General features: G+C 45.9%; 9 protein-coding genes. All 9 read right to left on the reverse strand.

Going from position 1 to position 13,458, the window contains the following annotated elements; all coding sequences use genetic code 11:
• Positions 1 to 38: 38 nt before the first annotated feature.
• The 9 genes from GKG41_RS23735 to GKG41_RS08830 all read right to left on the reverse strand — a co-directional run bounded on the left by GKG41_RS23735 (position 39) and on the right by GKG41_RS08830 (position 13,454).
• Positions 39 to 2,282, reverse strand: coding sequence for an N-acetylmuramoyl-L-alanine amidase family protein (locus GKG41_RS23735; protein WP_173017837.1), 2,244 nt, complete (start codon positions 2,280 to 2,282; stop codon positions 39 to 41).
• A gap of 174 nt (positions 2,283 to 2,456) precedes the next feature.
• Positions 2,457 to 5,261 carry a hypothetical protein gene (locus GKG41_RS08795; protein ID WP_154258142.1) on the reverse strand — a complete coding sequence of 935 codons (2,805 nt, stop codon included), beginning with the start codon at positions 5,259 to 5,261 and terminating at the stop codon, positions 2,457 to 2,459.
• Between the two features lie 407 nt (positions 5,262 to 5,668).
• On the reverse strand, positions 5,669 to 7,876 hold the full coding sequence (locus GKG41_RS08800; protein ID WP_154258143.1) for a carbohydrate-binding domain-containing protein: 2,208 nt from the start codon (positions 7,874 to 7,876) through the stop codon (positions 5,669 to 5,671).
• Between the two features lie 187 nt (positions 7,877 to 8,063).
• Positions 8,064 to 8,951, reverse strand: a complete 888-nt coding sequence (locus GKG41_RS08805; RefSeq protein ID WP_154258144.1) for a hypothetical protein — start codon at positions 8,949 to 8,951, stop codon at positions 8,064 to 8,066.
• A 243-nt stretch (positions 8,952 to 9,194) separates the two neighbouring features.
• Positions 9,195 to 9,890 (reverse strand): GntR family transcriptional regulator, encoded by a 696-nt coding sequence (locus GKG41_RS08810; protein ID WP_154258145.1) that lies wholly within the window; start codon positions 9,888 to 9,890, stop codon positions 9,195 to 9,197.
• Positions 9,891 to 9,973: 83 nt separating this feature from the next.
• Positions 9,974 to 11,257: a nickel-dependent lactate racemase gene (gene larA, locus GKG41_RS08815; protein WP_154258146.1), complete on the reverse strand. Its 1,284-nt coding sequence runs from the start codon at positions 11,255 to 11,257 to the stop codon at positions 9,974 to 9,976.
• A gap of 5 nt (positions 11,258 to 11,262) precedes the next feature.
• A complete protein-coding gene (locus GKG41_RS08820) occupies positions 11,263 to 11,589 on the reverse strand; it encodes a hypothetical protein (protein ID WP_154258147.1) in 327 nt (108 codons plus the stop codon).
• An 11-nt stretch (positions 11,590 to 11,600) separates the two neighbouring features.
• Positions 11,601 to 12,884, reverse strand: coding sequence for a TRAP transporter large permease (locus tag GKG41_RS08825; RefSeq protein ID WP_154258148.1), 1,284 nt, complete (start codon positions 12,882 to 12,884; stop codon positions 11,601 to 11,603).
• 3 nt (positions 12,885 to 12,887) lie between these two features.
• Positions 12,888 to 13,454 (reverse strand): TRAP transporter small permease, encoded by a 567-nt coding sequence (locus GKG41_RS08830; protein WP_154258149.1) that lies wholly within the window; start codon positions 13,452 to 13,454, stop codon positions 12,888 to 12,890.
• Positions 13,455 to 13,458: the final 4 nt, after the last annotated feature.

Raw genomic sequence — 13,458 nt, forward strand, 5'->3', positions numbered from 1 at the left:
AAAGGCAGATACCATATGATATCTGCCTTTTCTTCTGCTTATCTGAATACGATAGAGTTCAGGATTCCCGGAATATCCCCCTGCAGTTTCAGGATCTCTGCTTGCTGCTCCGGTCTGTAAGAGCCAATCGCACTCTCCTTATCCTGTCCGGCTACGAACCACATGCCGGAATGCTGTCCCAGATTTTTCGGATTCTTCAATTCTGCCATATACAGCTCTGCTTCCTGCTTTGTCTTTGCTGCCACAACACCAAAAAGCGGCTCATAGTCATCCTCTCCGCTTTCATTTTTAAAGGCGGTAGCATACATGGCAATCCACATCTTCTCTATAGCTCCATACTGTACCGGCTCATCCCATGTTTCCGGTACTGTCATATAAAAATATTTTGTCACTACCCGGTCTAAATCGAAGTCTATATCGTCATCACCTAATTTCATCCATACACCGTCGCTGTCCACATAATAACCGTCCGGGGTATATCTGGATACATACATTGCTCCGCTTGCACCTACGTAGTAATTGCCAATCCAACGGTTGGCGGCCATTGCTCCTGACGGGTTGAGATAATACCAGGCATTCCCGTCCTTTATCCACCCGGTAGCCATAGCTCCGCTTTCTTTAAAATAATACCAGGTGCTTCCCACCTGACACCAGCCCACAGCCATGGCTCCGCTGCTCTTCAGATAATACCAGGTGTTTCCCTGTTTCAGCCAGCCTGTCTGCATCCCTCCGCTTCCGTTAGAATAATACCAGGTCTTTCCATCCTGATACCAGCCGGTGGCCATAGAGCCGTCTGCTTTCAAGTAATACCAGATCTTGCCCTGCTTCAGCCATCCCGTCTGCATCGCTCCGTTTGCCTTCAGATAATACCAGGTATTTCCCGATTTTATCCAGCCTGTCTGCATCACTCCGCTTCCGTTGGAATAGTACCAGGTCTTTCCATCCTGATACCAGCCGGTGGCCATGGAGCCGTCTGCTTTCAAGTAATACCAGGTGCTGCCCTGCTTCAGCCATCCGGTCTTCATCGCTCCGCTGTTGTCAGAATAATACCACTTTCCTCCTGCCATATACCAGCCGGTGGCCATGGAGCCGTCACCCCGCAGATAGTACCAGGTATTCCCCAGTTTCAGCCAGCCCGTCTGCATGGCTCCGCTGTTGTCGGAATAATACCACTTTCCGCCCGCCAGGTACCAGCCGGTGGCCATAGAGCCGTCACTCTTCAGATAATACCAGGTATTTCCCAATTTCAGCCAGCCCGTTACCATGTAGCCCGAACCATTGAAATAGTACCATTTGTTGTCAATGAGATCCCATTTATTCGCAGGATAGGTGCCGTCTGAATAAAGATACCACCAGCCTGTCTTATTCTCTTTCCACCCGCCAGTCTTCACCGGAGGAGTTGTCTGCTTCTCAATGCTAATCTCTTTCATGGCATTGGATAAATCATCAGCAAGTTTGCCGTTGACATCGGGAGCTGCAAAAGATACACCTGCAACTCTTGCATCTCCATCCTCAAGCCATTCTGTAGATTCAATTCTGCCTCCATTTATCTCGCTATATCCTTCCGCCAGGTATATGGTATTGGCAGACGGTTCCGCGTCCGCAGACTCTTTATACCGTACAACAAGCAGCGCTGGCATAGTTCCTTCTGCTTTTACATACATTCTCCCGGCTTCCAGTCTAAAAGATCCCCTGGTAGCTATACCTGTCGCTTCCGCTGACCCAACATTGAGAGTGCTTCCTTTTCCTTTAACAATAATATCCTTCTCAGCTACTATAGCTTCATCTACGCTGTTTACTGTGAGATGTGCATCTGTCAGCAAAAGTTCCCCTTCTACGTACATTCCATACTCTGTATTAAGGTAGAGAGAGCCCTCTCCCTCAATATCTATACTTCCCGGGACAATCATTCCTGAAATAGCAGCTTCTCCCAGATCTGCCTGTATCTCATTTGTCCCGTTCAGACGTATACTCAGGTTCATCGGTTCGCCTGAAGTATCCTCCGCATAGATACCATAGCCATTCGCTTCTCCTGTATTAATCACAGCGTCTTCCAACGTAAGAATCCCGCTTGCAGGGTCATATTTAGCAGTACCCTCACCGCACGGCACTGTATTATCTTCTGCCTCCAATATGTTCTGTCCGTTTACCCACAGCACTTTATCCGGCTCTGCCGCCCTTACCGTTGCCGGCAGTACTGCTATTCCAATCAGGACAGCCATCGCCGCCAGGCATTTCCCTAAGAATGTTCTTTTTACCTTTTCTTTACTCCGGTTGTTCATCATTTTCCTCCTTCATCTCCTTGTTTTTTATATAACAGCATAAACCAAGACCTTCCGACCTTTTCCACTCATCCCCTCCTCAGTTTCTTTTATGATTTATGCTCTATATCGTGATATCTTTGGCCTTCACCCGGGAAAGGGCAGATACCATATGATATCTGCCTTTTCTTCTGCTTATCTGAATACGATAGAGTTCAGGATTCCCGGAATATCCCCCTGCAGTTTTAGGATCTCTGCCTGCTGCTCCGGTCCGTAAGAACCAATCGCACTCTCCTTATCCTGTCCGGCTACGAACCACATGCCGGAATGCTGTCCCAGATTTTTCGGATTCTTCAATTCTGCCATATACAGCTCTGCTTCCTGCTTTGTCTTTGCTGCCACAACACCAAAAAGCGGCTCATAGTCATCCTCTCCGCTTTCATTTTTAAAGGCGGTAGCATACATGGCAATCCACATCTTCTCTATAGCTCCATACTGTACCGGCTCATCCCAGGATTCCGGTACTGTCATATAAAAATATTTTGTCACTACCCGGTCTAAATCGAAGTCTATATCGTCATCACCTAATTTGATCCATACACCGTCGCTGTCCACATAATAACCGTCCGGGGTATATCTGGATACATACATCGCTCCGCTTGCACCTACGTAGTAATTGCCGATCCAACGGTTGGCGGCCATTGCTCCTGACGGATTGAGATAATACCAGGCATTCCCGTCCTTTATCCACCCGGTGACCATAGCTCCGCTCTCTTTAAAGTAATACCAGGTGCTTCCCACCTGACACCAGCCCACAGCCATGGCTCCGCTGCTCTTCAGATAATACCAGGTGTTTCCCTGTTTCAGCCAGCCTGTCTGCATCGCTCCGCTTCCGTTGGAGTAGTACCAGGTTTTTCCATCCAGGTACCACCCGGTGGCCATGGCTCCGTCTGCCTTCAGATAATACCAGATCTTGCCCTGCTTCAGCCACCCTGTCTGCATCGCTCCGCTTGCTTTCAGATAGTACCAGGTATTCCCCAGTTTAATCCAGCCAGTCTGCATCACTCCGCTTCCGTTGAAATAATACCAGGTGTTTCCGTCCAGGCACCACCCGGTAGCCATGGCTCCGTCCGCTTTCAGATAATACCAGATCTTGCCCTGCTTCAGCCACCCTGTCTGCATCGCTCCGCTTCCGTTGGAATAGTACCACTTGCCCCCTGCCATATACCAGCCGGTGGCCATGGACCCGTCGCTTCTCAGGTAGTACCAGGTGTTTCCGTCCAGAAGCCAGCCGGTAACCATAGCTCCATTCTCTTTTGAGTAATACCAGTACTTTCCTACCTTATACCAGCCAGTAGCCATTGCCCCGCTGCTCTTCAGATAATACCAGGTATTTCCCTGCTTCAGCCAGCCTGTGGCCATATAGCCAGCTCCGTTGAAGTAATACCAAGTATTGTCAATATATTTCCACTGGCTCACCGGATAGGTACCGTCTGCATATTCATACCACCAGCCGGTTTTGTCCTGCTTCCAGACACCTGTTTTCTCCTGGGGTGCCTTTTCTTCTATTGTGATCTCATTCACTGCATTGCCAAGATTCGTCTGCAGAGGGCCCTCGTCCTCCTGGGGAATAAATGATGTCCAGGAACGGATAATTCCCGTTTTCCACTCATACCAATCAGACACGGCAATTTTACTGCCGTTCTTTTCTGCATATCCGCTGCCTATTACGATTCCCGGAACTGCCTCTTCGTCCTCTGACTGTCTGTTGCGTCCCACGCCAACAGCTGCAAAGCCCTCAGCCCCTTTGGCGTATACTTTACCAGCATTGACAGTGAATACTCCCCGCAGGTAGATTCCCAAGTCATTGGATGACACAGAGGATACGTCACCTCCCTGAATGGTAATATCGCCGTTTGCATTTAACCCGGCATAATATCCATTTGCAGTCACATTGGAGTCTCCCTGAATAATTATATTGGACTCGGAATAAATGGCGCTGTCTTCAGCAGCAGCATTTATCTCACTGTTGTCTATCACAATATCATCTGAGCCGTAGAGGGCAGGATAATAGCTCTCAATCTTAAAAACTGAAGTATCGTTAACGGTTATGCCTCCCCTTGTAAATATGCCGTTAGATGTCGGGCTCTTTATATTTACGGATGATTTTTTAATTGTAACATCTGCTCCGCTTAATATACCTATGGCATCAAAACGGGGAGTTTCCCCCTGTTCCAGGTTTTCACTCACAGACAAATCCAATGTACTGTTTTCTATTACAAATGTTCCATTTTCTCCTCCGGCGATAGCTGTCCTGATATTATTTGCAGTGATACTGCTTCCTTTTATGCTGATATTATTTGACGGCACATTAATGCCACAGTCATATCCCTCTATCACAACAACAGAATTTTGAATGCTGCAATGCCCATTCTCAAACTGATTGCTGTCGATCCCAGCTTCGGCGTGACGCTTTTCTGATTCGTCTCTAATTGTTAGAGTAATCCCGTCAATATCACAACCTCCGAATGCATAAACCCCTCCTTGCCGAGTGTTGTTGTTATTACGGGTAGTAATATCAAGTGAACCTTCCCCTATAATGCTAATCTGCCCCATAGAGTATATACCCATATCTATGCTTTCATTTTCCAGGGGATAGATATCATTTGTTCCCTGCAGTTTTACCGTCACTTTCTCTGGTATGTCACTTCCTTTTAAGACCAGAATAGCACTGCCGTTATTTGCAGTTTTAGTTATATCCGTATCGCTGAGTGTTAATGTGCGTGACGCGGCATCGTATACTGCAGTTCCCCCTCCGCATTCCACCGTTCTGTCCGCATCTTCCAGGATATTAACCCCATTTACCCATATCTCTTCCTTGGAATTGCCTTCAGCCAACACTGTTGATGGCAGCAATACCACACCTGCAAGAACTAAAATACTCAGTAAACATTTACAGATACCCAGCCCTTTGCATTTTCCTTCCAAATTGCTTTTCATACCTTTCCTCCTTCGTCTCCTTAATTTTTTATTTATAGTAATGACCAGTTTTTTTAGCCCTTTATTCCCTCCTCCTTACACAGAACTAGAGAAACCGGCCAAATGCTATTTTCCGCTTCCATACAATTTATCCATATCCGCACCACTTGTCTCCATTATACAAGATGTTCATAAAATATGCACTATATTTTTCCATATTAATACATTTTTCTGTACGATTTATCCAATCCGTATTTAGTTATGTTAACCTATAAGCATTTTATTTATCTATTCATTCCTCAATTCCAACTAATGGTCTTGGGCCAAACTCCCCAACGGTCCAATAATGATTCCTCTTGTGGTAGATACATTTAAAAAACAGCAGGACATCCACCCAAGCTTGTCCTGCTGTTTCTCTATTTTCCTTATTATCTGAAGACCAGGGAATCTAAAATGCTTTCCACGTCTTTATGCATCTGCTGAATCTCCGCCTGCTGTGCCTTGGTGTACAGATCAATCACCGTGTTCTCATCACCGCCTGCAATAAACCAAAGTCCGGAGTGCTGGCCCAGATATCTTCCGTCTTCCATTTCCGCTGCGTATTCTCTCGCTTCTTGCTCCGTCCTTACCGCCTCAATGGTAAACAGCTCTTCCTGCTTCTTTTGGTTGCCATCCATGACAGTATCTGCATACAGGAACGCCCACAGTCCTCTTCCAACAAAATACTCCATCCGGTTATTCCATGTCTCAGGCAATGTGAAATAGTAATATTTTGTTACCAGCCGGTCACCGTCTGTCTTTATATCATCCTCAGAGAGGGGCATCCATTTGCCGTCCGCATCCACATAATAGCCATCCGGTGTATAGCCCGAGGTGTGCATGGCGCCTGTGCTTCCTACATAATAATTACCAATCCACCGGTTCACCGCCATGGCACCGCTGCTGTCGGCAAAATACCACTCATTCTCTGTCAGGAACCAGCCGGTGGCCATGGCCCCGTCTTCCTTCAGATAATAGGTAGTATTTCCATCTCTCAGCCAACCGGTATAAACTGCTCCGTCGCTCTTCAGATAATACCAGATGTTATTGGTTTTTGCCCATCCAGTCTTCATTGCCCCGCTGGTATCAAACACATAATTTTTTCCTGCCACCTGATACAGACCGGTTACCATCGCTCCGCTGTCCTTCAGATAATACCAGGTCTTCCCCAGCTTCAGCCAGCCCGTGGCCATTCTTCCGTCAGATCTCAGATAGTACCAGGTATTTCCTACCTTGCACCAGTTCACAGCCATACTTCCGTCGGACTTCAGATAGTACCACTCATCCTCAAGAAGTCTCCAGCCGGTGGCCATAGCCCCGCTGTCCTCCAGATAATACCAGAGGCTGCCTAATTTCAGCCATCCCACAGCCATGCTTCCGTCAGACTTCAGATAATACCATTTGCCGCCGGTCAGTAACCAGCCCGTAGCCATGGCTCCGTCCCCCCGCAGATAATACCAGGTATTATCCAAGAGTACCCAGCCTTTTGCCATAGCTCCGCTGTCCTTCAGATAGTACCAGGTATTACCCACCTTGCACCAGCCCGTAGCCATGGCTCCGCTCGGCTTCAGATAGTACCAGGTATTGCCTTTTTTCAGCCAGCCCGTGGCCATATAGCCTGAACCGTTAAAATAGTACCACTGTCTGTCAATGTATTTCCACTGATTCACAGGATATGACTTATCCTGGAACTGATACCACCAGCCGATTCTGTCTTTGATCCAGCTGCCCTTTTTTTCAATTCTGACCTCATTCATAGCGTTGCCAAAATCCGGGGAAAGCTTTCCCTTCTCTCCGGGATTGACAAAGGAGGACCAGGCAGCCGTCTCTTCCCCCTCCTGGAACCAGTCTGAAACTGCGGCTTCACCGCCGTTTCTCTCTGCATATCCGGAATCCAGGACAATCTGAAGTTCAGGTTCCTCTCCCTCTGTCCCCTGTGTCTGCCTTGCAGCCACACCTGGCATCCCCGGTCCGCCTTTTGCAGACACACTGCCGGATTTAACCGTGATCGCGCCTCCTGCGCAGATTCCCATATTCTCTGAGGAGTGTGCTACTACAGATACCCCCTCAATTCCTATATCCTGTTCCGCCTGAAGGGCCGGCTCTTTGGTTTTCACCGTGATGCTGCCTCCCTTTAAGCGCAAGTCTTCTGCAGTATAGATGCCGTTCTCAGCCTCAATACTCAAAGCTCCGTTCCCCTGAACGATAATACCGCCCGGAGAAAATATACCGCCTGTAATTTGGGCTTCCTTCCCCGCCTGAATCCGGCTGTTCCCTGCAAGCTGAATCGTCAGATCTGCGGGTGTCTCCCCTTCATATTTCACAGAGATGCCATTGCCGTCCTCATTTCCCGTTTCTATGACTGCACTGTTCAACGTAAGCACATGTCTGGATGCATCGTATACTGCAGTACCTGCCCCGCAGGGCACCGTGTTTTGTTCCGCCTCCAGGATATTCTGTCCATTGACCCATAGTTCCCCGTCTCCCTCCGCTGCCATAGCTGTGGTTGAAAACAGCAGGCTTCCAAAAATCACAGCTGCCGCCAATCTCCAGCTTACAGCTTTCGGCCCTTTGCTTCTTTCTTCTGTCTCTTTCATAGGATCCTCCTTTGTATTTCTTCAACGTTCCATAACCAAACCCTTTTTACTAACTATTCCCATTATAGCGAATTACCCATGGAATTGTCTATAGTCTGTTGTCTCCTCGCCTTGCTGTCTTTTGACGGAAGAACGCCGGACACATCCGGCTGCCGCTTTCAAAAAGCAGGCGATGAATGGCTTGATTCTAAAATATAGACATTATCTGGTCCATCTCTTTGTACTGATAAGGGATATTGTTTGCGCGGCACCATTTCTCAGCTATTTTGCACAGGGCTTCAAAGTTTTCATCTATTGTCCAGCATTTACTCACCCTGGGTAATTGAATCATATTTTTATTTCCCAGCGCTATACTATCATAATTATGAAAATAGGGTGTCAAAGAAAAATCCACTATATTTAAATAGTAAGAGACATCTTCCTCCTGTTCTACGATCGCATCCGCAATATCTTCTATATAACAATACTCTTTGCCCTTTTCCAACTCAACCCAGCATACCCCTCCCATCTCCTTTACTTTGAATTCATTATTTCGCAAAACTTCCGGGTTAACACTGTCTAATATGACATCTCTGAGAACTTTATTATTATCTTTTATTTTTACTTCAGCCAAAGTTCTATTGTTTCTTTTATACACAGAAACCAAATCTATTGCTATCCATTCCTTTTGAATTAATTCTTTATTAGTTAACCATATATTCAACGTTTTTATAGTCATCCTCTTACATACGTGTATAAAAGCCCAGTAATTCATGCTTAGCATACAAATGAGATATATAGAACTTAAAAAGAGAATATAGTTTTCTACTAATGTAACCTTACTGTCTTCTTTCACCAGGAATAAAAAGAGCGTTATCACTGTTAACGCAGCCATAGATCTATTCCCCCAGATAACTTCAGCGGGTATTTCCCTATATGTATTTCTTTTCGTATACGGATAACAACTCCACCGCTTATTTCCAATATTCATACACTTTTCTTTTGGGTAAATGTTAATGACACGAAAATATTCTAACGCAATGGCATAGTAGAATAAAAACCAGAATACTAATACTATCAGTATATATGGCAGCATTTTATGTACCTCCAGAGAGGGAGCTGTTAATCACTTCAAAGCAATTTTTGATATGCGATGCTCACGCAATATATGCAGACAGATAAAGCCTATCATAAGTATAATCGATATTGCTTTTCTTTGCATCTGATAATTATACCATATTATTGCTCTCTGTTGTCTGTGCAGGCAGCCGCAATATATAAAAGAAAGTAAAAACGCCGCCCACAACCATATCCCCGGTCCCTGAGCGACGCTTTCTCTCTACAAATATTTAAAATAATCTCTGTATTCATTTACAATCTTCGGCAGATAATCCTGGAATCCTTTGATATGCTGTATCACATAATCATCAATACTGAAATCCGACGCAGTTCCAAAAGTGAGCATCTCGTACATCTGTTCATGCTCCCGGAAGCTTACAGGTATAAAATCATAGCAGTTAAAAATCTGAATCAGGTAACGCATACGGGTGAGGTGAGACCCCATCCGCTGTACTACACTGAAGGTAAGAGGCTTATTCGCAGCAATATAAATAATCTCGTGGAATTCATCATCACAGGTGAGGAACTCCTCCAGTCTTCCCTCCTCAATGATCTCCTTTTGTGTCCTCAGATTCTCCATCAGCCTTTTCCTGTATTCCGGGCCGATGTGCTTCATAGCAGCTTTCATGGCAGCCGGTTCCAGGTTTCTTCTTATAAAGAAGCCTTCGTTCACCATATCAATATCAATATAGGATACCTTGGATTCTTTCCTGGGCCTTATGTCAATTAAGAATTCCTCTTTCAGTTTCAGAACCGCTTCATGAACCGGTGTCCTGCTTACAGCCAGCTGTTCCGCGATATCTCCCTCATTAATTACAGTTCCAGGCTTCATAGTCAGATCCAGTATATTTGTACGCATTATACGGTATGCATACTCTGCATGACTTTCCCCATCTCTTCTAGCACCAACGTTCATACGACCCCTCCAGTAATCTACTTCATTCTTTCATTAATTTACCATATAATCTTTCTCACGTCCATCCTTGCACGGCAAACTTCTCACTCTTGCTCCACCCGCACCAGGGTCTCTCCACCGCAGGGAATAACTCCTATTTTCGCATCCTGCCCCATAACCTTTAAGGCATCGGCCACTGCCTTCTGCACATCGGTAAATCTTTTAAATCTCAGCAGCCGGCACTCTTCCTCTGTCAGAGTATCTGTAACACAGAATACCTTCACCTGTTCCACCACCTGATAATGGCAGAGAGGATTGCAGATCCCCACCAGATCCTGGATGGTTCCATTTTCAATATCCTTTCTGGCCGTTTTCTCATCCTTATTCAGATATTGCTCCAAAATTGGCTTATGGGCAGGGGAATTCCCGCATAGGCCTTCCGGAGGATCAAACAAATAAATCACAATCCCCCCCTTCTTTACTCCCTTCAGGGAAAACCCTACGGGTTTGAATCCCTGCCAGTAGTCCAGATAACAGGGGTACGCAGAGACAATCACAATATCCGCCAACTCCGGAATGGAGGGGCACAGGACTTTTTGGGCAAAAGCCACACCTTCCCTGTGGGCCTTTAGATAATGACCGCAGAATAATCCCAGAATCTGCCCCTCAGCGCTTAAAACTGTATTCACAATAAAATTCAGTCCCACTTTTTCTCCGATGGCATCAATTTCCTGCCTTGCCTTACAGTTTACATTTCCAAATACTTCCTCGATCCGCTCAAAGCAGCCTGACAGATGGGTGGCCTCCGTTGTGATCCTGCCACTGACCCCTGGCTGAATAATCTTGGCGCCTCCGCCCCAGCCCACCACATTATGGGGTGCGATATTGCCGATGGCTATCAGATAGTCTGCTTCCAGGACGGCTTTGTGGATATATAAAGGAGTTTTCATCTGTTCCGTCTCACCGATGTACTGGTAATCTTCTTCTCTCTGTGCGTCCACATTGACCACACTGTATTTTTTGAGCACATCTTTTCCGATCTTTTTATCCAGCTCTTCCTCCGTCAGAGGCCTGTGCGTTCCGGGAGCTGTTATAAATGTAATATTTTGGCTTCTCTTTTCCACCCTTCGCAGAAGATACGGAATGATCTTCCGGGAGGGGGTGGGTCTGGTGGCATCGTCTATGATGACAGCTACTTTTCCGTCTATGGGGATATCCTCAAGAGATACCCCTCCCAGAGGCCGGTCAATGGCTGCTTCGATCACCTTTTCCTCAGGCACCAGACTTTTTTCCAGCTTCTGAGCTGCATAATATAAGAAATTTTTACTATCCAAAATCAGCTCTCTTGAACCGTTTCCCGTATCTATACGGAACTGCAATTTTTCCATTTATGCTATACACCTTTCATTACTTTTTTCAGTTCCTCCAGGCGGCGTCTCATCTGCCGTTTTGCAAGGAACCCGTACATGCCTTTAATCCCCATTTCACCGATCCAGAGTCTGGGCAGCAGTGCAATTTTTATCCAGGCCTGGACAGCCACCCGCCCTTCGCCTATAGTCAGCTGAATAAAATGCGGGCCTCCCGTGATACTATAAAGCTTTCCCCAAAGGCCGTCTTCTCCCAGCGCTTGAAATCCTTCTTTTTGCAGATATCCTCCAGCAGCCTCTTCTATCATTTTTCTGTCACCCAAAACCGGAACTTCTTCATAGTACCGAGACATGTATCTTCCTCCTATCCCAACAGTCTGATTAAAAACAGCGAGATCCCTGGTATATAAGTTACAAGAAGCAAAACTGCAATCAGGGCTCCCAGCAGAGGCAGCGCCTCCCTGATAAATTCTCCCACCTTTACCTTTGTTATATTAGCAGCGGTGAACATGAGAATGCCAAATGGAGGTGTCACTCCGCCGATGGTAATGTTCATGCACATGATAATTCCAAACTGCACCAGATCAATTCCCAGCTTTTGGGCAACCGGCGCCAACAGGGGAGGAAAGATCACCAGTGCGGCATTGGCATCAAAAAACATTCCCATAAACAGCAGCAAAGCATTTACAATCAGCAGAAATATATACTTATTGTCTGTAAGCCCCAGCAGGAAGTTTGATACCGTAGAGGGAATCTGCTCCCAGTTCAGATATTTGGAAAATAAGCCCGCACAACACATGATAAACATAACCGATGCCGTACTGAGTACTGACTCTATTAAAATCCTTGGAATATGTTTTATTTTTAATTCCCTGTATATGAAGATTCCCAAAAATACGGAGTAAAGCACACAGATGGCTCCGCATTCTGTGGGGGTAAACCATCCCATCCTGAGCCCCATAATGATGCCAAAAGGCATAATGAGGGCCCATACAGAACTTTTTGCCTGTTTTCCTATCTCTTTCCAGGATGCTTTGGCCTTTCTTGACGGCAGATAACCTCGCTTTTTGGAAATTCTCCATACTGTGATCATCAGCGCCACCCCCATGAGAATCCCGGGAATATAGCCGGCCATAAACATATCGCCTATGGACTGGTTGGTTACCGTAGCGTACAGAATCAGACATATGCCAGGGGGAATAATCGGTGTAATCACAGAAGATGCCGCTGTCAATGCAGACGAAAATGCTTTGGAATACCCTTTCTTTTCCATCTCCGGAACCAAAACCTTTGCTTCAAAGGCGCAGTCCGCAATAGGTGAGCCTGAGATCCCGCCCATGAAAACACTCAGAAGAATATTTACCTGTCCCAGGCCGCCCTGCATGTGTCCGGTCAGCACTTCGGCCATATCCATTAATTTCTTGGAAATCCCGGCATAGGACATTACAACACCTGCTGTTATAAAGAAAGGAATTGCCAGCATGGGGTAGGATGTGGTACTGCTCATAATTGCCTGTATCAGTAAGTCCATGGGAAGATCATTTGTTAAAAAGATAAAATATACCATGCCCGATATTGCAAGAGAAAAAGCAACCGGCACATTAATCGCAAAAAGTATAAACATTAATATCAGAGGTAAAAATGCCATCTTCTACTGCCCCTCCTTTCCCTGTGAAGCTGTAATCTCATCTGTCATATCCTGTACCGGATCTATATTGATAAGGCTGGCATACAGAGGCCTGCTGTTATAATCTTCATATTTAAAAATATTATATATCTGCTTGATGCAATGAAGAAGCATCATAAAAAAGCCAAATACAACAGACAAATCCACATAGGTATATGAGATATGGAGAATCGGAGTAAGCTTGGTCACAGCGGCAGCGGAGAGATTCACTGCCAGATAGGCAATGCCCACGATAGCTGTCATCTCAACTACTGTGGTTAATACCGCTACCCCTTTCTCCATCTTCTTTGGAAAGAGCTGAACCAGTAAATCAATACTGCTGTGTCCTTTTCTTTTAAATGCCGCACTCGCCCCCACAAACACTACCCAGGCGTAGCTGGCATAAGAGAGCTCCTCTGCCCAGGGCAGGGACTTTCCTGATACCAGACGTAATATGACGTTAGCGCTGGTCAGTACAATCAGCAGAATGAGAAAGAAACCTGCGATAAACTCTTCCAGATTAGCCAAAAAAATTTTAAAGTTTTTCTGCATCTTG

This window comes from Lactonifactor sp. BIOML-A5, assembly GCF_009677585.1.
Classification (GTDB): domain Bacteria; phylum Bacillota; class Clostridia; order Lachnospirales; family Lachnospiraceae; genus Lactonifactor.

Coding starts and splice junctions, on each gene's coding strand:
- larA (WP_154258146.1), bottom strand. CDS start 11,257: ATGGAAAAATTGCAGTTCCGTATAGATACGGGAAACGGTTCAAGAGAG.
- GKG41_RS08810 (WP_154258145.1), bottom strand. CDS start 9,890: ATGAACGTTGGTGCTAGAAGAGATGGGGAAAGTCATGCAGAGTATGCA.
- GKG41_RS08805 (WP_154258144.1), bottom strand. CDS start 8,951: ATGCTGCCATATATACTGATAGTATTAGTATTCTGGTTTTTATTCTAC.
- GKG41_RS08795 (WP_154258142.1), bottom strand. CDS start 5,261: ATGAAAAGCAATTTGGAAGGAAAATGCAAAGGGCTGGGTATCTGTAAA.
- GKG41_RS08825 (WP_154258148.1), bottom strand. CDS start 12,884: ATGGCATTTTTACCTCTGATATTAATGTTTATACTTTTTGCGATTAAT.
- GKG41_RS08820 (WP_154258147.1), bottom strand. CDS start 11,589: ATGTCTCGGTACTATGAAGAAGTTCCGGTTTTGGGTGACAGAAAAATG.
- GKG41_RS23735 (WP_173017837.1), bottom strand. CDS start 2,282: ATGAACAACCGGAGTAAAGAAAAGGTAAAAAGAACATTCTTAGGGAAA.
- GKG41_RS08800 (WP_154258143.1), bottom strand. CDS start 7,876: ATGAAAGAGACAGAAGAAAGAAGCAAAGGGCCGAAAGCTGTAAGCTGG.
- GKG41_RS08830 (WP_154258149.1), bottom strand. CDS start 13,454: ATGCAGAAAAACTTTAAAATTTTTTTGGCTAATCTGGAAGAGTTTATC.